The 23,108-nt window shown below is 65.5% G+C and carries 24 protein-coding genes; 6 read left to right on the top strand and 18 right to left on the bottom strand.

Annotated elements, in window-relative coordinates; genetic code table 11:
• Window positions 1–73: 73 nt before the first annotated feature.
• The gene (locus ACERIT_RS01375) at window positions 74–889 is read left to right on the top strand and encodes a class I SAM-dependent methyltransferase (protein WP_373672999.1); all 816 of its coding nucleotides are present in this window, start codon (window positions 74–76) and stop codon (window positions 887–889) included.
• A gap of 30 nt (window positions 890–919) precedes the next feature.
• Here ACERIT_RS01375 and ACERIT_RS01370 read toward each other — a convergent pair whose 3' ends face one another.
• From ACERIT_RS01370 to ACERIT_RS01360, 3 genes are all read right to left on the bottom strand, one after another.
• Window positions 920–1,570: a hypothetical protein gene (locus tag ACERIT_RS01370; RefSeq protein ID WP_373672998.1), complete on the bottom strand. Its 651-nt coding sequence runs from the start codon at window positions 1,568–1,570 to the stop codon at window positions 920–922.
• A gap of 115 nt (window positions 1,571–1,685) precedes the next feature.
• Window positions 1,686–2,615 (bottom strand): glycosyltransferase family 2 protein, encoded by a 930-nt coding sequence (locus tag ACERIT_RS01365; RefSeq protein ID WP_373672997.1) that lies wholly within the window; start codon window positions 2,613–2,615, stop codon window positions 1,686–1,688.
• A 71-nt stretch (window positions 2,616–2,686) separates the two neighbouring features.
• Window positions 2,687–2,959, bottom strand: coding sequence for a MarR family transcriptional regulator (locus ACERIT_RS01360; RefSeq protein WP_373672996.1), 273 nt, complete (start codon window positions 2,957–2,959; stop codon window positions 2,687–2,689).
• A gap of 195 nt (window positions 2,960–3,154) precedes the next feature.
• Between ACERIT_RS01360 and ACERIT_RS01355 the strand changes: the two genes are divergently transcribed.
• A complete protein-coding gene (locus ACERIT_RS01355) occupies window positions 3,155–3,868 on the top strand; it encodes a class I SAM-dependent methyltransferase (protein ID WP_373672995.1) in 714 nt (237 codons plus the stop codon).
• Between the two features lie 45 nt (window positions 3,869–3,913).
• Here ACERIT_RS01355 and ACERIT_RS01350 read toward each other — a convergent pair whose 3' ends face one another.
• Together ACERIT_RS01350 and ACERIT_RS01345 are read right to left on the bottom strand one after the other, a co-directional pair.
• Entirely contained in the window at window positions 3,914–4,321 is a 408-nt protein-coding gene (locus ACERIT_RS01350; RefSeq protein WP_373672994.1) for a TRAM domain-containing protein, read from the bottom strand.
• 89 nt (window positions 4,322–4,410) lie between these two features.
• Entirely contained in the window at window positions 4,411–5,202 is a 792-nt protein-coding gene (locus ACERIT_RS01345) for a YkgJ family cysteine cluster protein (RefSeq protein ID WP_373672993.1), read from the bottom strand.
• A gap of 107 nt (window positions 5,203–5,309) precedes the next feature.
• Between ACERIT_RS01345 and ACERIT_RS01340 the strand changes: the two genes are divergently transcribed.
• Entirely contained in the window at window positions 5,310–5,750 is a 441-nt protein-coding gene (locus tag ACERIT_RS01340) for a DUF5788 family protein (RefSeq protein WP_373672992.1), read from the top strand.
• A 30-nt stretch (window positions 5,751–5,780) separates the two neighbouring features.
• Here the strand turns inward: ACERIT_RS01340 and ACERIT_RS01335 are convergent, their stop codons facing one another.
• The 12 genes from ACERIT_RS01335 to ACERIT_RS01280 all read right to left on the bottom strand — a co-directional run bounded on the left by ACERIT_RS01335 (window position 5,781) and on the right by ACERIT_RS01280 (window position 18,920).
• Complete coding sequence (locus ACERIT_RS01335) at window positions 5,781–6,956, bottom strand: bifunctional oligoribonuclease/PAP phosphatase NrnA (protein ID WP_373672991.1); 1,176 nt, start codon at window positions 6,954–6,956, stop codon at window positions 5,781–5,783.
• Between the two features lie 80 nt (window positions 6,957–7,036).
• Window positions 7,037–7,933: an SDR family oxidoreductase gene (locus ACERIT_RS01330; RefSeq protein ID WP_373672990.1), complete on the bottom strand. Its 897-nt coding sequence runs from the start codon at window positions 7,931–7,933 to the stop codon at window positions 7,037–7,039.
• The gene (locus tag ACERIT_RS01325; RefSeq protein WP_373672989.1) at window positions 7,930–8,352 is read right to left on the bottom strand and encodes a DUF5791 family protein; all 423 of its coding nucleotides are present in this window, start codon (window positions 8,350–8,352) and stop codon (window positions 7,930–7,932) included. Before ACERIT_RS01325 ends, ACERIT_RS01330 begins: the two co-directional genes overlap by 4 nt.
• 128 nt (window positions 8,353–8,480) lie before the next feature.
• On the bottom strand, window positions 8,481–11,630 hold the full coding sequence (locus ACERIT_RS01320) for a hypothetical protein (protein WP_373672988.1): 3,150 nt from the start codon (window positions 11,628–11,630) through the stop codon (window positions 8,481–8,483).
• Window positions 11,617–12,147: a hypothetical protein gene (locus tag ACERIT_RS01315; protein WP_373672987.1), complete on the bottom strand. Its 531-nt coding sequence runs from the start codon at window positions 12,145–12,147 to the stop codon at window positions 11,617–11,619. The genes ACERIT_RS01320 and ACERIT_RS01315 overlap by 14 nt, the downstream gene beginning before the upstream one ends.
• Window positions 12,144–12,656 carry a hypothetical protein gene (locus ACERIT_RS01310; RefSeq protein WP_373672986.1) on the bottom strand — a complete coding sequence of 171 codons (513 nt, stop codon included), beginning with the start codon at window positions 12,654–12,656 and terminating at the stop codon, window positions 12,144–12,146. The genes ACERIT_RS01315 and ACERIT_RS01310 overlap by 4 nt, the downstream gene beginning before the upstream one ends.
• A complete protein-coding gene (locus tag ACERIT_RS01305) occupies window positions 12,637–13,104 on the bottom strand; it encodes a hypothetical protein (RefSeq protein ID WP_373672985.1) in 468 nt (155 codons plus the stop codon). Before ACERIT_RS01305 ends, ACERIT_RS01310 begins: the two co-directional genes overlap by 20 nt.
• Before the next feature lie 88 nt (window positions 13,105–13,192).
• Window positions 13,193–15,070, bottom strand: coding sequence for a type II secretion system F family protein (locus ACERIT_RS01300; protein WP_373672984.1), 1,878 nt, complete (start codon window positions 15,068–15,070; stop codon window positions 13,193–13,195).
• A complete protein-coding gene (locus tag ACERIT_RS01295) occupies window positions 15,067–17,073 on the bottom strand; it encodes an ATPase, T2SS/T4P/T4SS family (RefSeq protein ID WP_373672983.1) in 2,007 nt (668 codons plus the stop codon). Before ACERIT_RS01295 ends, ACERIT_RS01300 begins: the two co-directional genes overlap by 4 nt.
• 83 nt (window positions 17,074–17,156) lie before the next feature.
• Window positions 17,157–17,684 carry a hypothetical protein gene (locus tag ACERIT_RS01290; protein ID WP_373672982.1) on the bottom strand — a complete coding sequence of 176 codons (528 nt, stop codon included), beginning with the start codon at window positions 17,682–17,684 and terminating at the stop codon, window positions 17,157–17,159.
• Window positions 17,681–18,562, bottom strand: a complete 882-nt coding sequence (locus tag ACERIT_RS01285) for a hypothetical protein (RefSeq protein ID WP_373672981.1) — start codon at window positions 18,560–18,562, stop codon at window positions 17,681–17,683. The genes ACERIT_RS01290 and ACERIT_RS01285 overlap by 4 nt, the downstream gene beginning before the upstream one ends.
• 91 nt (window positions 18,563–18,653) lie before the next feature.
• The gene (locus ACERIT_RS01280) at window positions 18,654–18,920 is read right to left on the bottom strand and encodes an HAH_0734 family protein (RefSeq protein ID WP_373672980.1); all 267 of its coding nucleotides are present in this window, start codon (window positions 18,918–18,920) and stop codon (window positions 18,654–18,656) included.
• A 148-nt stretch (window positions 18,921–19,068) separates the two neighbouring features.
• Between ACERIT_RS01280 and ACERIT_RS01275 the strand changes: the two genes are divergently transcribed.
• The 3 genes from ACERIT_RS01275 to ACERIT_RS01265 are packed head-to-tail and all read left to right on the top strand — an operon-like array spanning window position 19,069 to window position 21,797.
• Window positions 19,069–19,998 carry a rhomboid family intramembrane serine protease gene (locus ACERIT_RS01275; RefSeq protein ID WP_373672979.1) on the top strand — a complete coding sequence of 310 codons (930 nt, stop codon included), beginning with the start codon at window positions 19,069–19,071 and terminating at the stop codon, window positions 19,996–19,998.
• Window positions 19,999–20,000: 2 nt separating this feature from the next.
• On the top strand, window positions 20,001–20,882 hold the full coding sequence (locus tag ACERIT_RS01270; RefSeq protein WP_373672978.1) for an endonuclease V: 882 nt from the start codon (window positions 20,001–20,003) through the stop codon (window positions 20,880–20,882).
• A gap of 60 nt (window positions 20,883–20,942) precedes the next feature.
• Entirely contained in the window at window positions 20,943–21,797 is an 855-nt protein-coding gene (locus ACERIT_RS01265) for an SDR family oxidoreductase (RefSeq protein ID WP_373672977.1), read from the top strand.
• Between the two features lie 80 nt (window positions 21,798–21,877).
• Here ACERIT_RS01265 and ACERIT_RS01260 read toward each other — a convergent pair whose 3' ends face one another.
• Complete coding sequence (locus ACERIT_RS01260; RefSeq protein WP_373672976.1) at window positions 21,878–23,011, bottom strand: ArsA family ATPase; 1,134 nt, start codon at window positions 23,009–23,011, stop codon at window positions 21,878–21,880.
• Window positions 23,012–23,108: the final 97 nt, after the last annotated feature.

The raw sequence follows: 23,108 nt of genomic DNA, 5'->3' as shown, positions 1-23,108 counted from the left end.
CGCTGACGTCGGACGACCCGCTGCACGGGCGGCGATCCGCGGGCTTAACGGACCGCCGTCCGAAGGGTGGTTCGTGCGCCGGTTCACCCCCGAGTACCTCGAACGCACGCGCCGCGGCATGTGGGCCGACGATCGGGAGGCGCTCGCCGACCTCAAGTTGGAGTCGCGTCAGTCCGTCCTCGACGTCGGCTGTGGAACCGGCGAATTGACTCGCGTTCTCTCCGAGGAGACCCCCACGGACGCGCGGATCGTCGGCGTCGATGCCGATCCGGCCCTGCTTCGGGTCGCACGCGATCGAGTTCCGGAAGGGGTCTCGACGTGTGTGGGTGATGCGACCCGACTACCCGTCCGCGACGACGCCGTCGATCTTCTCGCGTGCCAGGCCCTTCTCATCAACCTTCCCGATCCCCGGACGGCGCTTCGCGAGTTCCGTCGCGTCTCCCGTGATCTGGTCGCGGCGATCGAGCCGAACAACGCCGAAGTCGGCGTCTCCTCGACGGTCGCAAGCGAGCAGCGACTCGAACGGGAAGCGCGGGAGGCGTATCTCGCTGGCGTCGGAACGGACGTCGCCCTTGGCGCTCGCGTTCGGGAATTGTTCCGTCGTGAGGGTTTCATCGACGTCTCCGTACGGCGATATCACCACGAAAAACGTATCGAACCGCCCTACTCCTCCCAGTCGATGGAGGCGGCCGTCCGGAAGGCGAGCGGGTCGGGTCTGGATGCACACCGGTCGGAACTCGAGGCCGCACTCTCCTCGGAGGCGTACGAGGACCTCAAGAGCCGGTGGCAGTCCATGGGTCGTGAGGTGATCGCCGATATGCAGGCCGGCGAGTACGAGCGCGTTGAGGTCGTTCCCTTCGAAGTGACGGTCGGTCGCGTCCCCGAGTAATGACGATCCGGTGTCGATGCGGTGATCTCTTCAGACCACGTCGCCGCGGACCGACGTTCCCGCCGCGTCCGATCGATCGCGTCGCAACGCCGTCGCCGCCTCGCTTGCGACCGCTGATTCCGCGCCGAGCATCTCCAATGCCTCCTCAAGCGGGGGCATCGCGAACGATCCTTCTCGAAGTCGATCGATCGCCTCCTCGTCCCGCGAGCCGTCGACCCACAGACACACTCCTCGTGGGTCGAGGATCTCCCCGTAGGCCTCCCGTGCCAGCGCGCCCTCCAGCCGCTGGGTGACGTTCCGATCGAAACTCGCGTTACACACCTCGAGGTGGACCGGCTCGTCGTCCGACAGAAGGTGTGCGGCCAGACATTTCTCGGGGGCGACGTAACCGTTATCGCTCGTTTCGATCCGGTCGGGATGACTCGTGGCCCATTCGGTACGCACCGTCCCACCGATACCTTTCACGCCGAATTCGGCCTCGAAATCCCGGTTGGTTTCCTCCCGTTTTTCGCCGCCGAACAGGACGTCCTTGGTGAGATAGACGTCGAGGCGGTCGATCGGATCCAGTCCGAGCGCCACCTCGCCGAAGACCCACACCTCCCGTACCGGAACCGGCATCGTCTCCGCGTCGATCGTCTCGAGGATCGTCTCGATCCGGTCGACGGCGACGTCTCGTTTCATCATTCGATCGTTGCTTGCGGGCCCTCATACCGGTTGCGTCCCGGATCGTTGTCCATCGCGTCTCCCTCGTGCCCCCGTCGGCGGCCCCGTTCGAATGGCGAGTTCGCCCGCAGAGTTATCGTGCGTCCTCGCGCCAGTCGTACTTCGCGACGGCACGGTCGGCGCGTTTGGAGATCCCGTTCGGATTTCGCCTGGGAGATCGGTCGCGGGCCCGAGCGACCATTCCCTCGGCGAAGCCGCGTGCGGTGCCAGTCACCACTTCCCGGCCGTTTCCGGCCCATCCACACGGTGTCGCTTCCCCGCCGAGGACGTCCCGTGCGACGGAGGTGGCATCGCCGATCGCGTGTGAGCCGATCCGACGGATCACCGTCGGTCGAAGGCCGTAGTTCTTCGCGAGCCGATAGGCCAGTGCGCGGTATTTCCATCGCCAGTCGGTGTCTCCCTGCTCCCCGCCGTCGGCGGACGCTTCTCCCGACGGCTCACACTCGACGGAGACGGCGGGTTCCCAGACGAGATCGTACTCGTAGCCCGCAAGCCGGTGGGCGAGATCACGTGCGCCACCCGTTCGAAGGTGTTCGTCGAAGCCATCGAGATCGGAAAGCACGGCCGACCGGAACGCGACGTTCCCGCCCGCAAAGTACGCCACCTCTCGTCCCGCGATCCGACGACGTTCGATCGTTTCGGTCGTTCGGCCGGCCGGGAGTGACCGGCAAACCGGTCCCGTTACGACGTCCGCCCGCCCGAGCCCGGATCGCACCCCTTCGATCCACGACGGCTCGATCCGATTGTCGTAATCCACGAGAGCGATCCGGTCGCCGGTGGCGACCTCGATGCCGGCGTTCCGCGCGACGTTCACCGTGCGATCGGATATCTCCACGAGTACGTCGACGTCCTCTCGGTCACGAACCATCCCCGTCGTTCCATCAGCCGAGGGACCGTTGACCACGATCACCTCGGCGTCGGGCGCGTGGGCCGCGAGCGCGTCGAGGCCGGCGGCCAGCTGGTCCCGCCCGTTGAGTGTCGGAACGACGACCGAGAGGGTCATGTTTGCCGGAATACGTGCGGGGACCTAAAAGACCCTTCGTGAACGATCTGCAGCCGACCGCTCCCGTTCGGTCACTTTCTGAGGTAGTAGACCTGTTTGCGGGCGTCCTTGAAGCTGTATCGGGATTCGATCAGGTCCGCATCCTGAAGGCGATTGAGTGCGTATCGAACCGTCCGATCCGGAAGCAGTGACTCCTCGGCCAGCCGGCCCTGCGACAGCGGCGCGTCGGTCTCGAGGACCTTCGCCACGAGCTTCGCGCTCGGGGGGAGTTCCCGCAACCGCTCGCGAAACTCCGTCTCGGTCAGGATCTCCGGCGTTCGTGTCTCCGCGGAACTAGTGCTCATATCTTCTGGAAGCAATCGGTTCGTGGTAAAGGTTGGCTATATACAGGTGAAACGAATACACACAATATAATGTAATTATATTCTTGTGGCGTCGATTCGAGCCCTCAATCCTCGCCACGAACCATTTTTCGAGCGCAGTCCGTTTCCGACGCATCCAGTACGGTTTTGTTCGTCCGGCATACAACATCCCATAGCGTGAAAGGACAGGATTGGTACCAGGCCGACGAGGTCGCCGAGCAGTACGACGACGTTCGATTCTCCGATGGCGGGCGCGTGATCGATCACCGCGAACGGGAGGCGGTGCTCTCGGCAGTCGAGCCGAGCGACGACACGCGAGTGTTGGAGGTCGCCTGCGGCACCGGCCGGTTCACGACGATGCTCGCCGATCACGACGCTGAGGTCGTGGCACTCGACATCTCCCGTGAGATGCTCGAACAGGGACGTCGAAAAGTTCGAGACGCCGGACTGGCCGATCGAGTTGAATTCATGCGGGGGGACGCCTCCCGACTTCCGTTTCCCGACGACCACTTCGATACGGTCCTCGCGATGCGATTTTTCCACCTGATGGACGATCCGGAGCCGTTCATCGCCGAGATGCGCCGGGTGAGCAGCGACCAGATATTCTTCGATACGTTCAATCGCCGCAGTGCTCGCGCACTCTATACCTGGATCCTCCCGATGGGGTCGCGACTCTACTCCGAGAATCAGGTCGTCTCACTGCTCGAATCGGCGGATCTTTCTCTTGCCGGGGAGTCACACGACTTCGTTTTGCCCTACGGGTTCTACCGCAACCTCCCGGGCGCTCTCGCACGCGCGTTCCGAACGATCGATGAGGCGATCGGACGGACGATACCCGGCGATTACGTCGCGTCCGTCTCCTACTGGGACGCCCGAGTATCCTCCGAGTGATGCCGTCCGATCGCACACGATCACGGACGTGAGTCCGCCGAGGAGTTAGATGTCCTCGTCGACGATCTCGCCGACCGCGAAGTTCGATTTCACCTCGGTGATCTCGATCTTGACGCGCTCGTCGATCTCGCCGCCGGGAACGATAATGACGTATCCCCGCTCGACGCGGGCGATCCCGTCTCCCTGCTTGCCGATGTCTTCGATCTCGACGTATCGCATCTCGCCGGGTTCGACTGGCGGCTGGGGACCCTCCTCGGTCTCGGGACCGCTCTCTTCGAGTTCGCCCCCGCTCTCGTTCTCGATCGCGCGTGTGATGAGCGCGACGCGATAGGTCTCACCGGGATCTATCGTTCCAGTATCGATCTCGCGTTTCGGTACCTCGATGACGTACGACCCGTCCGTCTCGCGGACGTCGGCGCTGAACAGACAAAGGAGTTCATCCGAAATTTCCATAGGTAGACCTCCATCCGATAGAGAGAACGGAGAATAATAGGTGTACCGCCACCGGATCGACTCGTTCGTCGCCGTTTCCCCCGATCGCCTCACCCCTCGTTCGTCTTCTCTATCGGCGTTCCGTCGGCGCGCTTTGGCCCCTCCGAATCGAAGACCACCACGTCTGGACCGCCGTCGGCCTCCTCGTGACCGCGCGCGCGGACGGTCGGGTCGTAGGCCTCACGAACCGCGATCGATTCCTCGAGTTCCCGAACCGCCCGTCGTTTGAGCGCGTCCGCGAGCGATTTCGCGTCCGCCCTGTCGATCTCCCGTCCGAGTCCCTCACACTCGTGGGCCCGTACCATTCCGGACTCGTCGACGGCCTCGCCCATCGGCTGGCTTGTCCCACCAAGTGCAACGCTGAACGGATACGTCCGACAGACGAGCGGTCGGTCCTCGTGGACGGTGCAGCTTCCGCGCCCGTCCGTCTCGCGATAGAAGGTACAGTCGCCACAATCGTCCGTCTGCAACGCCCACTCGAAGGTCTCGCCGACCGGATTCCCCTCGGCGTCCTCGCTCAGTCCGTAGGGCATCGGCCGGGCGACGTCCCGCCAGTCGTACTCCTCGCGTTCTCCCTCCGCTCCTGCGGCGTCGATCAGATCTCGAACCTCGTCGGGGAATACCGTCGCCGTATGCGGTTCCTTCTTGGTCGCGTCCTCATCTTGCCGTCGATCGCTCGCGGTGTCGGTATCGTCCTCGCCCTCGTGTGAGTCCTCCGGATAGTACCCCTTACAGCATGCGCCACAGCGCGTACATTCGAACCCGATCGACTCGATCGCGTCCGCGAGCGTGTCGACCTCGAGATCGCGTGCCCGCTCGAGTTCGGCTTCGAGACCGTCCATGCCTGCATCTTGGTGTGGGCGGGTTTACCCGCTCCGGTCGAACCGGTCGGATCGCTCGGACCGTCGCCGTCGAAGGAGCGAAGTGATCGCGGCCCCTACACCGACTCGTGAAGGAGTACCGTCGAAAACAACTGCTCGAGCGGGTCAACCGCGAGGCGGCGACGATCGGAATCTCGATCCCGGAGACGATCGAGATCCGCGGCGAGTCGGTCGATCTTCGGGAGTTCGTCTTCGAGATCAAACGCCGCGAGACGGTCCCGCCGGGCGAGAGCGACCGCGTCGAACGGGCCAAACGGAACCTCCGGCGCGAGCGAATGGACCGCCTCGAACGGATCGAGGACGGTCGGGTGTCCTATGAGGTCGGGGCCGAGCTTGCGGACGCGATCGTCGGGATCGATCGGGCTCTTGAGGCGCTCGAGAGCCTCGATTCCGGCTCCATCGAAGCGGAAGCCGATCGTCAAGAGACCGTCGACACGAAACGGTGGCTGAACTTCCTCCAGAAGGCGCTTGGCCACGAGGACGTCTCCTCCGGGCGCACTCGCTTTTGATCGTCCCGTCGAATCGCTCCAGCCCCCGGATCAGACGTCGCCGGCCATCGCCCGGAACAGCCGTTCCGAGAGTTCGTCCCGGTCGATAGCCTCCGAAGTGGAGTCATCGGTCGGGTCCACCTCCGGCTCTATTCGCCCGCCGCCCATCCGCGCGTGCCCGCCGCCGTCGCCGTTCGTGACCCCCGAGAGGGCCTCCTCGATCGCCCTGCCCATGTGCACGCGGTCATCGCGCGAGCGTCCGGAGAGGTGGATCGTATCGTCACGCTCGCCGATCACGACGACCGCGGTCACGCCCTCGAGTTGGATGAGTTCGTCCGCAGCTTGCGGGATCGCGTCGACGTTATTTATCGATCCTACGTCCGAGACCCCAAAGGACCCCTTCACCTTCCGTCCCGCGATCGCTCGTGCCTTCACCTCAAGTACCTCCGCGTCGACGGCGGGATTCGAGATCCGGTCGAGTCGATCCTGGTCGACGCCGGGGTATAGATAACTCGCGGCCGCGAAATCCGCCTCGCTCGCGCCGACCGTGAGATGTTTGGTGTCCGACAGGATCCCATACAACAGCCCGGTCGCCGCCTGCGTTGAGAGGGTGTAGTTCCCGGCCGTCTCACTTGCGTGTCTGTCTGGGGGCACCGGCGTCGCGTCGTTGTCCTCGAAATATTCCGCGATGATGGAGGCCGTCGATCCGTAGTCGGTTCGGACGTCGGTGAACTCCTCGCCTGCACCGTCGCCGGGGTGATGATCGACCACCGCAAGCGGGAGGATGCCGTCCGACCCGGTGAACCCGCGGGGCTCGTTGTGGTCGACGAGCACGACCGATTCGGACGTCAGGTCGGTCACGTGGTCGATTCGGTCGAGATTCAACTCGAGAACGGTTCGAAACGCCCGATTCTCCTGATGACGTATCTGGCCAGGATACTGGATCGTCGCCTCGACGCCGAGTTGGTCCGCGAGTTCGACGACGCCGACGGCCGCGGCCATTGCATCGGGATCCGGATTCGGGTGCATCAACACCGTGATCTCCTCGCGGTCTTCGATCAGTCGACGGAACCTGACGCCACGCGAGCGCCGGATACGGAGGAACGCGTACGCGCTTGCGAGGACGACCACCACCGCGATCGCCGTGGCGACGGCGAGTTCGGGGTTCTCCCGTACGAGAGTCTCCGCATCGGCGATCAGCCGTTCCCCGCTCGTGGTGATACCCATCCGTACACTCCATCACCCGCTCTTGCTACAAGAAACCACGCGGCATTTTCCGCTCACGGAGATGCGTCGATCGTCGACGATCATCCGTCCTCGCGATACGCGTCGATCGCTGCCCGGTATCCCTCCCGGTAGGTCGGATACACGAACTCGTAGCCGAGCTCGTGGAGCCGTTCGTTCGAGCAGCGTTTTTCGGTTCGAATTCGACGTTTCGCCGCCGCGGAGAGATCGCCCTCGGCGAGCCGTTCGGCCGTCGACTGCTTTGGCGGCCGATCGACTCCGCACTCGTCGGCCAGCCAGTCGGCGAAGGCGTGTTTTTCGACCGGTTCGTCGTCGACGACGAGAACCGTCTCCCCGCGAGCGTGGGTCTCGGAAAGGAGATGCCGAATCGCGCCCGCGGCGTCCGCGCGATGGACCATGTTGAGATACCCGGCGGTCACTGGTCCCTGAAGATACCGATCGAGCCGGTACCGATCGGGACCGTACAGTCCCGCAAATCGTGCCACGGTCCCGTCTATCCCCGCCTCGGCTGCCGCATCGATCGCGACGCGTTCGGCCGTCGCCAGCACGCGTGTCTTCTCCGTTTGCGGGTCGATCGGCGTTTCCTCGGTCACCCAGGCACCATCGTGGTCGCCGTAGACGCCCGTCGAGGAGGTATAGACGAGCCGTTCGGGAGACTCCTCGCGCGAGGAATACTCGGCGATCACGTTCTCGAGGCCCTCCACGTACACCCGGCGTGCCGCCGCCGCGTCGCGGCCACCCGAACTCGCCGCAAAGACGACCGCCTCCGCGTCCGGCAGCGCCAGCAGTGATTCCGGATCGGTCACGTCCGCCTGCACCGGCGTGAGACCCGCTCTTTCGACGGCAGCAAGTCCTTCCTGCGAGCGCCGCACGCCGTACGTGTCGTAGTCGTGGTCGACGAGTTGTCGCCCGAGTTCGAGTCCGATGTAGCCACACCCGACGATCACGACGCGCGTCATCGCTTTCGTGTTTCGATGACCGCCTGTATCTCCGAAAGCTGTTCAAGCGTCATCGGGGCCCGTCCTTCGAGGGCCTGTTGGACTTCCTGGCCGGTGAGATCGGCGTCGATCGCCCCGGCGATCGTGTCGACGTCGAGTACTGCCGTCGTCATTCCCATGAGGAGATGGTCGCGAAGCTCGTAGACGATCGCCTCCGGATCGCGATCGCCCTCGAGGGCGAGAATCGTGGCTGCCTCCTGGATCGATAGCGTCGCGAGGTCGTCATCGCTCGCCCCGTCGAGGCGCTTCCTGTCGATCGACGTTTCCGCCGTGACGCGTTCGATCCCGACCGTTTCGATCGTCTCTTGGACGAGCATTCGGTAGGCGTCGAGTATCGCCTCGGCCTCGGTATCGGCGTCCATCGCGACCTCATGAAGCATACTCGTTCTCCGCGGTCCCCGCGGAAAACGACTACGGTCCCCCCGATCATGATCGCCTCTTGCCGTGTCTACGTCTCTCGTTCGAGTCGTTCGTCACGTCCGTACCCCTCGAAGTCTCTCCAGGCTGATCATGGATCGGCCTCACACCGACGATCGGACGGTCCGGGACACGCCCACCCACTCGACTCCTCCGACCACGTCCCGTCCACGTCACCGACTCCCGGCGGTCCAGGCGGAACCGCAATCACGACGGTGGTGTCGGTTCGAAACCGGATCGGCTCCGAATATCCGAGTGTGACCGGGTCTCCCTCGAGGTCGATCGTCGACGGTCGATCCGCTCGAACGTAGCGGAACTCCTCGTCGGGGGGACCGACGTCGGCTCGCAGTTCGAACCGCGGATACTCGCCTGCGACCTCCACGTGCCACACGTTGACCGTCGCATACCAGTATCCGGGAACCGGCGTGACCGGAAGTCCGGCGCCCACCTGCTTCGTCACGTCGGTTCCCCACCGCGTTTCAGTCTCGTTGGCCGCCGTTTGGAGCCCCTCCTCGACGCCGGATTCGATCCGCGACCGTGCGATCCTCCGCGTCACGTCGGCGGTTCGAGAGGCGTGCGATCGCGAGACTGCGGTTTGTTTTGACGCCATCGATTCGGTCAGTGAGGTCCGGATCACCGCCTCGAGACGTGTTCGTTCGCCGGCCGTGATCCTTCCGTCGCTCGTGCGTTCGATCTCGTTTGCCAGGGCCTCGGCGTACTCCCCGCTCGTCATCGCCGTCGCCAACTTGGCCGTCGTCTCATATCGGTCGCGCGTGTGCTGAATCGCCGATCGACGCTCCGACGCCGACAGATCCGTCGTGGTCCGAAGTTCGACTTCCACGTCCTGTTCGATCTGCTCCGTCGATTCTTGAACGTCCGCTTCCAGTCGATCGCGGCGCGTTCGAAGTACCTCGATCCGGTCCTCGTCATCCGCCTCCTCCAGCGTTCGATCGGCCGCAGTGAGCGTCCCCGTCGCTTGCGGAAGCGGAACCCGATCGCCGAGCGCCAACACTCGATCGACGATCTCGCTGGAGACGTCTCCGTAGGGCATCGTGAAGACGTTCACGTTCCGCGTTACGAGCGGGCGCGTCTCGGATCCGGACGCGATACTCCCGACCGAGCCGTCGATCGTGGTCCGCGGGAGATATCCCGGCGTTCCGTTCGGAGTGAAGGCGACGCCCCCAGTCGGTCCCTCCTCGCCGACGACGAACGGTTCCGGATCCTGTGCCGTCCCGCTGGCGGCGACGTACTCGCCGAGGGATGCCTCGTTCGTTTGGCTCTCATCTTCCGCCCGAGAATCGGTCGTCGCTCCGGCGCCGGCCGCCTCATCGAGTTCGTCCCTGGCGCTGCGATCGGCCTTCGAGCGACGCTCGAGGTCGGCGATCACCGCGTCGACGTATGCACGCCGGACCGCAACCCGAGCGCGGTCGGACGCTCCATCGTACGTCGCAGGCGGAGCGACCAGTTCGTCACGACGGGTCCGCACGTCCGCTGCCAGCCTCCCGTACGGATCCGTGGCCCCCGCCGCGACCGCGCGCATGTCGACCGTGGTCTCCATCTCCTCCAGACGATCGTGGAGCGCGGCAACGTCCTTGCGGATCCACGCTTCGAGATCCGTCGGTCGAGTACCGTGTATCACGGCAGTTCGCGTCGTCGCTCCGTCCTTCGCTGCCTCTCGTGCGACCGCGTCGACGTCCGTCGCATCGAGCGCTCGGCGTGCGGCCTCCGGCGTCGATTCGAGGTTCGGCCCGTCGATCGCTCCGCCGCGGTGGAACGTCGGAGACGTCGACCGATCGGGTGCACCAGCCCGTGGCGCGTATCGGCCGTCGACTGACACGACCACGCGGTAGCGCTCACTCCAGCGCTTTTGCGTGGTCCGACGGCTCGTTCCGTCCGTCCAGTAGCGAACGATCTTCCGCTCGACGGTGACCGAACGCGATGCCGAATCGAACCCGGAATCGCCACCGGATCCGTGGGCCGTCGCATCGCTCGTCGTCCGCTCGCCCAGAAACGTCCAGTTCGATCCGGGTGAGGACCGTGGCGGGGCTCCTGTTCGCCCGCCCGTTCTGGTCACCTCGACCCGACGGACTGCCTGAACGCGGTATGCGTCATGGGCGATCGAATCGGACGTATCGAGCGTCTCGACTAGGGCGGCGTCCGTTGAGGGACCGATCGACACGGTTTCCGTCGCGTTCTCTAGGGGATCGCCGTACGGCTCTCCGCCGGCCTGACTCTCCCCAGTGCTCGGTACCGGTGCCTCCAGTACGGTTCGGCTCCACTCGCTCTCGTCGACGCCGGTCGGTTCAAGCAGGTCTGCAAGCCCGGTTCGGGCTGTCGCCCGTCGCGTTCCGGTCGTAGCGTCGGAATCGGCCGCACCGAAGGTGCCACGTTGGACGGCGATCGTTCCGGTGTTGCTCGATAGTTCGACGTGTCGGTTCGCGAGGACGTTCTGTACCGGCGCGCCGAACCGTTGGGCGTATCCACGCGCCCATGTGAGGGCGTACAGTCTGGCGGTCAGTTGTCGACCGAGTCCCGGCCCCTCCAAAGCGCCCCGGTTCATCGCCGTCTCGAACGTTTCGGTCCGCTCGTGGGCGGCCAGAACGGGGACTGCGACGACTACGGTGATCGGTCGCGTCCGCTCGGAAACCACTCGACCGTCTCGTCTGGCAGTCGTTCGCACGCCGTGGATCGTCGCTTTGAGGGCAGTTCCGTTCGCCACCGGCGTGATGGTCACTCGATCGCGAACGCGATCGAGATCCCCCGGCTCGATCCGAGTCCGCTCGCTCCTGTTCCCGCTCCCGTCCTCTCCGAACGAGAGCGTCGTTTCGGCACGAACACCGCCCTCGCGGACGGAGGTCGACGCCAACGCCTCGTGTGCGGCGACCCCGATCCGGATCCGGAGCGCGTCCTCGAACGCGGAATTCGGCCTGAGCGCTGAGCCAGCCGTCGTCTCGGCGGGCTGTGTCACCGGCCGTGCCGCCGCCTCGCGTGCGGCGCTCGCCGTCGCGGATCGGAGCGCGGGTGTCGCGTCGGCGCTCGACCGCTCCACTGCCCGCTCGACTGACCGATCGATGGTCACGTCAGTCGTGGCGATCCCGCTTGCGTACGCCGTACTGGTCACGATCAACAACACACCGATGAGCGCGAACGGAACGCGCGCCCGCCGGTCGCTCACCAATGCGATCCGGCCGCGGCGCCTCCTCTCTCGTCCTCCCGTGCGACCCGTATCAGGGCGAGCCATCGTGCCACCTCCGGACGACGATCCGCGCCGTTCCCCGTCCGTCCTCGGCCGGCATCTGGACTACCGACGTTCGAACGCGTGCAGTCGCGGGCGGTGTCCGGCCGACCTCGAACGCCGTTCGGTGTCGGTCGGTCCCTTCCGTTCGCGTGATCGAATCGGAACCGTCGCGTTCCGACTTGGCCGCGATGGGGAGTCGAATCGCCACCGCCGTCCCAGGATCGAGGCGTGGTTCGATCGCTGCGCGAACGGCGTTCACGTAGCTACCCGAATCGGAATCGGAACCGGGCTCTTCGCGCGCTGCCGCAGTTACCAGATGTTCGGCAAGGCTCGCGTGGTGGCGACGATCGCCGGCGTCCGTGGTGTACTCCACCGTCATAGTCTCGGTCGCTATTCGATCGGTGAGGTCATCGGCGTGGTACTCGCTTCCACCGTTTGCCGGATCGACGTTGACGACGGTCACGACGCTTGCGGAGACACAAAGCAGAAACAATCCAACGTCGAGGACGGTACTCGTCATCGCTCGATCACCACCACGCGGAGTTCGCCGCGCACCTGCTCTCCAGCCGATATCCGGACGCTCACCGGTCGTTCTGCTGCCGCCGATCCCGGCGGATACGGACGGGTCGCGTTTCGCTCGCCGGCGGTCCAACGACCTCGGGTGGTGACCACTGCGATCCCGACCCGCCGTTCGTCGACCGGGATATCGGCGGGAACCGCCAGTCGATCCGGGTGGGTCACGCCGGCTCTGGTTACCTCGTCGTGGACTCGGTCGCAGACGACCTCCGCGGTTGCCCGTCCCTCCGAAGTCGGATCGGCGTTCGCGATCGCTCCCGCATACACCGAGAGGCCGAGGCCGACCGCGAGCAGAGCGACGAGGGCAGCGATCGGTTCGACCTGTCCGCGAGCAAGTCGAGCTTTGCCGTCCGATCCGTGATCGTCGCTAACCGGCTCCCCCCGAGTCGAACTGGATCGGATCGCGGAGACGGTCGACGAACGACGCATGTGGTCACCCGACGAGCGTGACACGTTCGCCCTCCCAGGTGACCGTTCGAATTCGCAACCTCGGAGGCGCCGATCGCCAGCGTGGCTCCTGCGTGCGGGTCTCCGCCGCCACTTGCGAGAACGACTCGGGCGACTCGAACCCTCGATCGGGGGGTTCTCCTTTCAGAACGCGATACAGGCGATCGTCGCCTCGTGCGGGCGTTACGGGTGCGAACTCGAGGACCGCGGTCGTCGCTCCGCCCGGTCCTCGGAGTGAGATCCGATTCGGCGTGAGCCGGATCTGATCCGCGGCGAGCCCGTGTTCGGCGGTTGCGGGATACTCGCTGGCTGCCACACGGTCGATCGTGCCGGCCACACCCATTGCGTCCGGCGTCGGTCCCGCGGGTATCCCGGCTGCGATCCCGAGAGTCAATAGGCTCATCCCCGCGATCCCGAGCCACGCATACCACGCATCGATCGGTACGTCGAACATGGTGCGGGATGGTCCCGCTCTCCGGTATAAACGTTCGCGGCGGGATCGTCCCCTTGCGACTCTCTCACTCGCTGACGTTCCGTGTCCCTCACAGGAGGAGATTCGCGCCGAGGAACGACGCGAGATACGTCGCCGTCGCGGTCGGAAGCGCGATCGCGATCCGGTAGGAGACGAGCGTCGGATCGAACCCTCGCTCAAGCAGCGTCGACAGTCCGGTCAGGATCGCTGCCAGGAGCAACACGTAGATTCCCACGATCCGCCCGAGTACGGGAACCGGGATTGGCTCCACCACCGGCGTTGCCCCAAGTCCTCCGGTCGCTGTGGGGCCGCCGACGGGCCCTCCGGCAGTCGGATCGAGAGCCGCACCTGCGGCGATCGTCCCACCCTCCATGCCGGACGCGAGCGCCACCGTTGCCCCGCCCACGAGGGGGCCAAATACGGTAGCCGTGTTCGCGATCGTCCGAGTGACCGTCGCGATCCGCCTCGTCGCATCCCGTTCGAGCGTTCGAAGTTCCTCGAGTTGGTCGGCGAATTCGATCACCACGTCGCCGGCGGGACGTCCCTCACGGGCGGCGATCGCGAGGAGCGCGATCGCTCCCTGAACCCGGGGGCTTGGAACGTTTGCGAACGGGCCGGTGTTTCCACATAACGCGGACTCGATGTCCACTCGAAGCGTTCGACTTCGACGCGCCGCGGCGTCGAACGCCTCGCCTGCCGGACCATCGATCGCCTCTCCGGCATGGCGGACCGCCCGCTCGACGGAGACTCCGTCGGCGACATGCCCGCCGACGATCGCCAGCGCGTCGGGCAACGCCGATTCGATCGCTCTCACTCGCGAGAGCACACGCCGTCGCGGACGCGCGAGGAGGAACGCCCCGGACCCCACGCCGAATCCACACGCGACGATCGGCGCGCTCCAGGCGACGAGCAGGCTTCCGATCAGCCACCCGATCACCCCTGTGAGAGCGCCCGCGACGGCGGATGAAAGCCGTCGTTTCGGCACCGCCGGGTGGGTCGAATCGATCGTCGGCGGCGGGAACGCGACCGGACGTCGCAACAGGATCCAGCCACTTGCGACAGTCAAAACCGTGGGAAGGATTACGACGTACACCACCGCCATGGTCGTTGCGCCAAGCGGAAGTCCGGTCGCACGAGCGGCCGGAAGCAGCGCCACGAGCGCGAGCGGCAACAGGACGCCGAAGGCGTAGAGTCCCGAAATCGGCCCCCTGATGTCACCGATGAACGCGGCCATCCGGTCCGTCGTTCCGTCGACAACCGCCTCGAGGGCGCGATCGAGTCCCCGATCGCGCCGTTCGGCGGGCGCGCTCGCCGCGGCTCGGATCCGGGTACCGGCCCGTTCGAGCGCGGGGAACCACGGGTGCCACTCCTCGGTGAAGGCGCGGAGCCCGGATCCGGGCCGTGAATCGGATCGCCGAACGGCGTCCGTGAGACTTCCTGCGAGCGGTCCCGTTCCAGTCTGAGCGGCAAACTCGACGGCCCGTTCCGTTGCGGGTTCAAGTCGCATCCGGAGCACGATCCGGCCGATCAGGCCGGGAGCAGTCCCGAGCGCGCGCGTCCGACGGAGTTCAGCAAGCCAGCATGGCCACCGTCGCCGAACGTGGTGGGACGCCAGGCCCGCGATCGCGGCGACTGAGGTACTGCCGAGACTCCCAACGAGGGGGAGCGTGACGATCGTGATGATCGCCGCGACGATCAGCCCCACGTGTCGGGCCCGGCGCTCGATCCATTCCGGCGTTCGATCGCGTTCGAGGAACGCGAGTGCCCGTCGAAGTTCTTCATCATCCGTTCCATTTCGGTCGTCGTTTCGATTCCTGGCTCCGTTTTGTCCATTCCTCTCGTCAGTGCCTCGTCCGTTGATGTTCGCGAACCACGATCCGATCCTCGAGATGCGGCTATCGACTCCGCTTGCCCCAGTTTTTCGGCGGTCCGGTGGATCTTCCGTCATCGACTCGAACTCCCTCGATCGGCTACTTCGCTCGCGACTGATGCGGCGGACGTCGCTCCCGTCTCCGCTCGTTTCGTGATCGCGTTCGCCCGCTCGTGAATCCGCGTTCGAACCGATGCGTAGGATTCGTCGTCCCTCGCAAGGTCGTTCACGAGCGTGCTCGTTCCCCGGTCGATTCGTCCCGTCGCGATGAGCCCGTTCTCCGTTTGCTCGAAAAGCCGATCGAATATCACCCCGTTACGTCCCATCGAGACCTCCACGATCGCGGTCACGCGGTGGTCGGCAAGTTGCACAAGGAGGTCCGTGCTCGCGAAGGCCGCCGGCGGAACGCCGAGATCGGTGAGGACTCGTTCGCGAACCGCCTCCGGATCCGTTCCGTGGATCGTACCGAGGACCGTCTCGCCGCTCGCCCCGACACGCATCGCCTCGTAGAGCGCGGCGGCCTCCTCTCCGCGCACCTCGCCGACGACGATCGCGCCGTTTCCCAGCCGGAGCGCGGTACGGACGGCCTCTGCCGGAGCGAGCTCGCCGCCGTTGCCCTGGTCCTCCACGGAGAGTCGCTGAACGTCCCGACCCGATCGCTGGAGTCGTTCCACCGGTAGTTCGGGTGTGTCCTCGATCAGCACTCCCCGTGTCTCCGCCGGAAGCTCCCACAAGAGCGCGCCGAGCATCGATGTCTTCCCCGCACCGCGCCCTCCCGAGACGAGTCCGGCAACGCCACGCTCGATCGCGAGCGAGACCAATCCGGCTGCCTCCCCGGTGAGTGTTCCACACTCGACGAGACGCGGCAGGGTCCACGCCTCCTCGCCGCCGCGACGGAAGGTGAACCCGTAGCCGTCGCTGATCGGCCGCGTCGTCGCGGCAACCCGGATCGCCCCGGACGGCGTCTCCAGAGTCGTATCAAGGGTTGGCGACGCCCGGGAGAACGCTCGACCGGAGACGCGACGGAGTCGGGACGCGAGGGTCGCCGCCCCACGCGGCGACAGCCGAACGTTCGTACGGAGGCGCTCCCCGTCGACGACCACCCGGAGCGGCGTCTCGGCGACCGGCGGCGTAAAGAACGCATCGGACACTTGTGCGTCGGCGAAGACGTCCTCGAGTATCCCGTACCCTCGGGTGTGCCGCCGGAGGACGTGTGCCAATTCGCTTTCGGTCGCTCCCGTTTCATCCGCTATCTTCCCCGTCACCCCGTCTGGTCTCGCGGAGAGCGGTCCATTCTTCCGGACGGTTCGGATCGCCCGTTCCGGTCCCCGATCGTGTTCTCGATCGTCGTCGATCAGGCGATCCCTCGCGGCGACGATCGTCGCGAGTTCCGCCGCATCGAGGCTTGCCTCCGGCGGCGTGAGGTGGTAGGTTCGCAGGGCGCTGGGATGCTCGTAGATCCTGACTGTCGCGCCGGTCCTCGTCTCCCATCGGTCCGTTAGCGTCGCCTCGACCGGAAGCCGGGTCGCAACTCGTGCGGTCGCCATCGCTGGGGCGACGTACGGACGGAGCGCATCTCCGTATCCCTCGACTGCCGCTGCCATCTCGGCCAACCCTGTCTCCGCGGCCGCACGTTCGAGGGGACCCGCTCTCCCGGTCGCCTCCCGTGCCGCACGAAGCGGATCGCGTGCGGCGAGTTGGGCGGTTTGAGGCTCCTGTCCGACCGCCCGATCGTAAAACCGCCCGGCGGCGAGCAATAGCCCGAGGGCACGATCGAGATAGGTGAATTCCCGGCCATCGGTCTCGACGCGAACGACGTCGGCGTCACGATCCGCCAGCGCACGAACCACCGTCGCGCGACAGTCCGTGGCTGCGGCGAGGGCCCCGTCGCCGGGGCAGTCGTCCGCGTCGATCCGGAGCGTGGTTCGAGCGTCCGGATCCGCCCCATCCGCGTCTTTGAAGGTGTACTGGCATCGACACGATCCCCTCGACCGGGGAGAGTCCTCCCGAAGTGTCCCCGATCCGACCAGGTAGTGACGCACCGTTTTCAGGGCGTTCCCGAGTCCGCGACGCGGTATCATGCGCCGTCTGCGTCGGAATCCGATTTAAACGTCCGGTCGGCTGAACCGTTCGTCGATCAGTTCCATTTCCTGTTCTTCCATCATCACCGCATTTCCTCCGCCGTATCGTTTTGCTTCGTCGGGCTGATCTCACGAAGTTCGACGACGTCGCGACCGTCGCGTCTGCGGTGTGTGAGGCGCAGAATCGTTCCATCGACCGACAACTCGATCGGCGACGATTTCGGTGCGAGCGTGACGCCGGGAATGGGTTGCGTCTCGACGCCGGCTTCGGCCATCCGCGAAGCGAGCAGGAGTTCACAGCCCTTCGTCTCGGTGTCTTGGCGAGCCGCGTCTTTCGGAGCGACGTCCGCTCGACAGCCGATCGTTGCCTCCTCGATCGGTGCCCTCGCGAACCCCGACGGCAACGTGACTCGGAAGACCGATCGCGGTGTGAGATCCGGATCGGCCACAGCCGTCGATCCGAACGCCAGATCCGCTCCCGTACGCTCGATGTGGGTCGCGATCCGATCCAGTTCCGTCCGGGTTGCACCTTCCCGTGCGTCGGCAAGTGCGGGTGCGGCCACCGCCAATAGCCCGACCGCGATCGCGACGGCGAGTACCGTTCGTATCACAACACGTTCCGGAGTCTGGCGAGGACGCCCGATTCGGACGACTCGGCATCCCTTCCCGACGTGTCGGGGATCCTGTCGATCTCTCCGACGTCCGGAACAGCTGCCGCGACCGCCGGCGGCCGACCGCTCGCGCTGGTATCGGTCCGGTCGGACGCGTTCGTCGGCGTGGTCGGCGTTCGGATCGCGGTATTTCGTTCGGTTTTGTTTCTACTTTTTCGTTCAGTCCGATCTCTCCGCTCCGTTCGGCCCTCGTTTCTCCGACCCGTCAGTCCACTGGATCGTTCCGTTTCGACGGTGGTCTCGTCCTCGATCCTGGAGCAATCCTCTCCGGTATGTTCGTCCCCGAGTTCGCCGCCATTCCCCCCGTCAGTTCGACGACCGGATCGTGCGGGCGGTTCCTCGAACCCAGGTGATTCGACGGCCGTTCCGGTTCCGGTTGTCGCCTCACAGCCTCTTTCGACCCGCTCTGCCGTCGCGAGTGCGAGATCCGCGCGGCTCTCGATCTCGCGGTTGACCGCCCGAATGCTCCCGACGTATCCCCGAACCGCCTGTGTGGCGGCGGCGAGTTCGTCCAGCCGCTCCGCCATCGTTTCCACTCGCGAGTCGAGATCGTTCACTCGCGCATCGAGTTCGGTCCGGTCGGACAGGTCGACCACCGCTCCGTCCCCCTCGCCGGTGAGTGCCCGCTCGATCGCGTCGACACGATCGACGAGCCGGTCGTGTTCGAGCAGCTCACGTCCATCGGGAGTCTCGTCCGTGGTGTGGCCACCGTTTCGGTTCTCGTTCCCGTCCCGGTGACCGTCCGTCGATACGTCTTCAGGGGTGAGTGAATCGGTGCCGGCGTTCGTCGTCGACGTGTCGACATCACGTTCGGTCATGGGGCCGGTGAGTCGTCTCCGTATGTAAACTACGGGACGCTCTGCCGCCTCGATGCGTCACTTCCGGAGCAATCGTGAGTGACCGACCCGACTAGACCGCGAGTTCGCCCTTGGCCGTGATCACGTCGAGTTCTTCGGCCTCGATCGACTCCGTCTCGAGCCAGTGGGGGACGTACTCGCGCTTCTCGAACGTTTCACGCTCCTCCTCCGTGCCGATCGTACACCATAGGTGGGGTTCGTCGGGACCATGCCAGTCGCCCTGGCGGTTCACCGAGAAACAGATCATCTCCTCACCTTCGTAGTTGATCACCGCGTCTTGACGGATGCCGGGGTCGCCACGGATGATGAGGTGTTGCATGTCCGGCGATTGGCGTCTCCATCGCTTAATCGCTTCGGTACGGTCGGTTCGCCGCTTTCATCCCGACTGACGTGGGGGTGTCGCGAAGGCAGTTCCGCCCGATTCGAGAGCCAAACCGCTTTACCGGCGCCGCCACAACGGAGAGATAATGGCGACGTGCGACGAGTGTGGTGCCTACGAGAATCTCCCGTATCAGTGTCACCGCTGTGGACAAACGTTCTGTGCGGATCATCGGCTTCCCGAGAATCACGACTGCCCGGGCCTTGAGGACTGGAACGACCCTTCGAGCGTCTTCGATAGCGGCTTCGACGACTCGGTCGTTGCGGACTCTCCCACCGGGAGGGACCGGACACGATCGAGGACGGACCGCGTTCGTCGACGGATTTCGAATGCGGCCTCGACGGGCGGCGTGCTCGGTTACTTCCGGGGGAACCTCACGTTCCTGTTTTTGGCCGCGATGTGGACGACGTTCCTCGCACAACTCGTGGCGAGCGTGCTCGTCGGTCAGGAGTTCTCCCGCTCACTTTTCGTTCTTCGGCCGGATCATCTCACCTACGTCTGGACGTGGGTCACGTCGGTGTTCGCTCACGGAAACTTCGCACACATCGCGCTCAACTCCATCGTGCTTTACTTCTTCGGCCCGCCGGTCGAGCGACGGATCGGATCGAGCCGCTTTGCCGCGCTGTTTCTCGGCGCTGGCGTCCTCGCCGGACTCTCCCAGATCGGGATGGGATTCCTTCTCGGATCCGTGGGACCGGGCGTCGTAGGTGCCTCCGGCGCGATCATGGCAATCATGGGCGTGCTCACCGTATTGAACCCGCACCTCCGAGTCTATCTCTACTTCTTCATTCCCATGCCGCTGTGGCTGTTGACGGTCGGGTTCGCGATCGTCAGCGTCTTCTTCGGAATCGGCGGGGGCGCTGGCGGGATCGCTCACTGGGCCCACCTTGCCGGCCTCGTCGTGGGACTCGCCTACGGGAAACGCGTGAAAGACCGGATGCGGGCACCGAGCCAGATCCGGTTCGGCGGTCCGGGTGGTCCAGGCGGTCCTCGCGGTCCCGGCGGTCGGGGTCGGTGAGGATGTCGGACCGCGATCCCGACGCAGACGAACCGTCGCCCGATCGCTCCGACCTCGATCTCGTCCGACCGGAGTTTCTCCCCGACCCCGATCTGTCGCGAGAGGAGATGGAAACGCTTCAGCGAGATATCTCCGACGCCGCGATCTTCGAGGATGCGATCGAGGTGGATCCGGACGAGATCGCCCTGCGGGACGCGTTCGACCTTTCGACGGGCATTCCGGATCCCACGGATCGACGGCCGACGCTCGGAACTGACCCGGCTCCCGACCCGTCCGCGCCGGTCGTCGTCGGGATCGACCAGGCGTTTCTCGAGGAGTCGGTCATCTCGGCGGTCGTCGCCCTTCGTGGCGACCGGGTCGTCGAACGGACCTACGCCGTCTCGCCGCTTTCGATTCCCTATATTCCCGGCCTCCTCGCCTTTCGTGAGGGCGGTCCGATCCTCGATGCCCTCTCAACGTTGTCCGTCGATCCCGATCTCGCCCTTCTCGACGGGTCCGGTCGGATCCACTTTCGACAGGCTGGCATCGCCACGCACATCGGCGTCATCCTCGATCTCCCAAGCGTCGGAGTCGCAAAGAATCTCCTCTGTGGAACCCCGGATGACTCCCCCGAGGAGCGGCCGGCGGGATGGTCGACGCCCGTCCGCGCCGACGATCGCGTTGAGGCGCCGGATGGAACCGTGCTCGGCCACGCCTACCAGTCGCGACAGTACCCGAACGAGCGACGGATCAACCCCTTGTACGTGAGTCCCGGTCACCGGGTCTCCGCGGAGACGTCCCTCGCGATCGTCGACGCGCTGTGTGCCGGGTACAAACTCCCCGAACCGACGCGGCTCGCGGACGTGTATGCGGACGAAGTGAAGCGCTCGATTCAGCCGTCGTAACCGCGCTCACGTCTCGCCTAGAACGGTGGAAGTTATGCCCCTGCCGAACGACGGGCAAGTGTGCAAGAGACGGTACTCATCACGGGCTGTTCCTCCGGGATCGGGCGCGCGAGCGCGCTCGCGTTCCTCGAGGAGGGCTGGACCGTGTACGCGACCGCGCGCAATCCTGCCGACGTCCAGACGCTCGGCGAGGCGGGCTGTGAGATCGCGACCCTCGACGTCACGGACGACTCGGACGTGGACCGCGTCGTCGATCGGATCCTCGATGCCGAGGGATCGATCGACTGTCTCGTGAACAACGCCGGCTACGGGCGGTTCGGTCCGATCGAGGACGTTCCGATCGAGGACGTCCACGAGCAGTTCGACGTGAACGTCTACGGTCCCCACCGACTCGCCAGGGCCGTCCTCCCGAGCATGCGGCGTGAACGCGATGGAACGATAATCAACGTCTCGTCAGTTTTCGGTCGGATCTCGATGCCCGGTACTGGCGTCTATGCCGGTTCGAAACACGCGCTCGAGGCAATGTCGGACGCGCTCCGCAACGAACTCGCTGAGTACGACGTCGACGTCGTCGTCGTCGAGCCCGGTTCGGTTCGAACCGGGTTTTCCGAACGTGCCGGTCACGAGATTCCTCCCGACGACGAGCCGGGCGACTCCGATCGTGACGACGTCCGGTCGGGTGCCTACGAGGAGTTCTACCGCGTCTTCGAAGACACTCAACTCGTCGCCGGCGACGGTCCCGGGTCGGTCGAACCGGAAGCGGTCGCAACGGAGATCCTCAACGTCGCGAGCATGACTCGCCCGCCGGCACGCGTTCAGCCGGGAACCCTGCCGCGTGTAGCCGTCCTCGCGCGGCACCTTCCCGACGGCATGCGCGATGCGGCCTACGACCTGCTACGGAAGCTCTCACGGTAGATTCGGTGCGCTTCGGTCCCTCTGCCAGTCTGCCCCTCATCAGAGGATCTTCTCCCAGTCTACCCCTCTCTAGGAGGTCCTCACTCCAGGCAGGTCGCGACGACACGGAGGGCCTCCTCGCCGCGCACCTCGTCGGCCAGCAATGGAACGCGTTTCACCTCGCGACCGCGAAACAGGTCCGTCGCACGCGCGAGCGCATCCCGTTGTACCTGCCAGCGCCGTTCGCAGAACGCACACTCCTCGTGGTTCGGCGTGACCACCCACTTGGGATCAACGTCGGCGACGTCCGCGAGATCCTCCATCACCCGATTGACCACGATCGTTTGGACGGGGATCCCGAACTCACCGAGCCGATCGACGAGCCGTTCGGACTCGAGCACTCCCATTTCCTCGGGGATCATCACGACGCGAAAGTCGGTCCGATCGGGGTCACGAAGGACGCTTCGAAGCCGCTTGATCCGCTCTTGAAGCGCATCCAGGTCGGCGCTCGGGTCGGCGTCGTCGCTCCCGGCACCGAACATTCCCTTTAGGCCGTCCATCATGCCGGAGAACTGCTGGCGGAGCCGCATCATCCGGCCGATCATCGAGTCCATGATCTCCGGTAACTGGAGCAGTCGGAGAGTGTGTCCAGTCGGCGCGGTGTCGATAACGACGCGATCGAACCGCGGATCGTCGAGATACTCGAGCAGTTGGCGCATCGCGGCCGCCTCATCCGCACCGGGCATGGTCCCGCCAAGTAGTCCCCCGAGCGGTCCCTCCTCGCTCGATCCGTTCGGTCCGTCCGGGTCGGAATCCGTTTCGGCCATTCCGGCCATCCCGCCGAGATCGCCGAGTCCGCCAAGTGGATCGCCTTCGGTGCCGAAGATCCCCTCGTCCATCGCCGCGTCCGGGTCGATCTCAGCCGCGTACAGTGGGATATCCTCCCGGATCCGGGACGGCCGAGCCGGGATCTCGACGCCGTAGGTGTCCGAAAGCGAGTGGGCCGGATCGGTCGAGACGACGAGCGTCGACGTTCCCTCCGCGGCCGAGGAGAGGCCGGTGGCGGCCGCCATCGTCGTCTTTCCGACTCCACCCTTGCCGCCATAAAGCACGTACTCGGGAGCGTCGATCTCCGACGGGAGGTCCGCATCAGTGGACGTCACCGCGTCTGCGTCCGCGTCCGTTCGTGACCCCTCGTCGACGCTCTCGACCGGCTCGACGTCGATATCGTCCATAATCGGACCTCGCGGTCCGGACTTGTGAGCGCGTCGGTGTCGGGTCGGTCGATCGGTCGTTTTCCCCGTCCCTCCCGGGTATTCCGTTCGTTCGACC

It is taken from the genome of Halopenitus sp. H-Gu1 (genome assembly GCF_041821145.1).
Classification (GTDB): Archaea; Halobacteriota; Halobacteria; order Halobacteriales; family Haloferacaceae; genus Halopenitus.
Note: the sequence above shows the minus strand (reverse complement) of the source record. Positions and strands in the feature narration are given on the sequence as shown.

Bases quoted from the DNA above. Each gene is read 5' to 3' on its own strand.
- ACERIT_RS01365 (WP_373672997.1), bottom strand. From the start codon at position 2,615: ATGACCCTCTCGGTCGTCGTTCCGACACTCAACGGGCGGGACCAGCTG.
- ACERIT_RS01260 (WP_373672976.1), bottom strand. From the start codon at position 23,011: ATGGACGATATCGACGTCGAGCCGGTCGAGAGCGTCGACGAGGGGTCA.
- ACERIT_RS01360 (WP_373672996.1), bottom strand. From the start codon at position 2,959: ATGAGCACTAGTTCCGCGGAGACACGAACGCCGGAGATCCTGACCGAG.
- ACERIT_RS01335 (WP_373672991.1), bottom strand. From the start codon at position 6,956: ATGGGTATCACCACGAGCGGGGAACGGCTGATCGCCGATGCGGAGACT.
- ACERIT_RS01350 (WP_373672994.1), bottom strand. From the start codon at position 4,321: ATGGAAATTTCGGATGAACTCCTTTGTCTGTTCAGCGCCGACGTCCGC.
- ACERIT_RS01305 (WP_373672985.1), bottom strand. From the start codon at position 13,104: ATGTTCGACGTACCGATCGATGCGTGGTATGCGTGGCTCGGGATCGCG.
- ACERIT_RS01300 (WP_373672984.1), bottom strand. From the start codon at position 15,070: ATGACGGAAGATCCACCGGACCGCCGAAAAACTGGGGCAAGCGGAGTC.
- ACERIT_RS01280 (WP_373672980.1), bottom strand. From the start codon at position 18,920: ATGCAACACCTCATCATCCGTGGCGACCCCGGCATCCGTCAAGACGCG.
- ACERIT_RS01370 (WP_373672998.1), bottom strand. From the start codon at position 1,570: ATGAAACGAGACGTCGCCGTCGACCGGATCGAGACGATCCTCGAGACG.
- ACERIT_RS01295 (WP_373672983.1), bottom strand. From the start codon at position 17,073: ATGATACCGCGTCGCGGACTCGGGAACGCCCTGAAAACGGTGCGTCAC.
- ACERIT_RS01315 (WP_373672987.1), bottom strand. From the start codon at position 12,147: ATGACGAGTACCGTCCTCGACGTTGGATTGTTTCTGCTTTGTGTCTCC.
- ACERIT_RS01345 (WP_373672993.1), bottom strand. From the start codon at position 5,202: ATGGACGGTCTCGAAGCCGAACTCGAGCGGGCACGCGATCTCGAGGTC.
- ACERIT_RS01330 (WP_373672990.1), bottom strand. From the start codon at position 7,933: ATGACGCGCGTCGTGATCGTCGGGTGTGGCTACATCGGACTCGAACTC.
- ACERIT_RS01275 (WP_373672979.1), top strand. From the start codon at position 19,069: ATGGCGACGTGCGACGAGTGTGGTGCCTACGAGAATCTCCCGTATCAG.
- ACERIT_RS01270 (WP_373672978.1), top strand. From the start codon at position 20,001: ATGTCGGACCGCGATCCCGACGCAGACGAACCGTCGCCCGATCGCTCC.
- ACERIT_RS01325 (WP_373672989.1), bottom strand. From the start codon at position 8,352: ATGCTTCATGAGGTCGCGATGGACGCCGATACCGAGGCCGAGGCGATA.
- ACERIT_RS01320 (WP_373672988.1), bottom strand. From the start codon at position 11,630: ATGGCTCGCCCTGATACGGGTCGCACGGGAGGACGAGAGAGGAGGCGC.
- ACERIT_RS01285 (WP_373672981.1), bottom strand. From the start codon at position 18,562: ATGACCGAACGTGATGTCGACACGTCGACGACGAACGCCGGCACCGAT.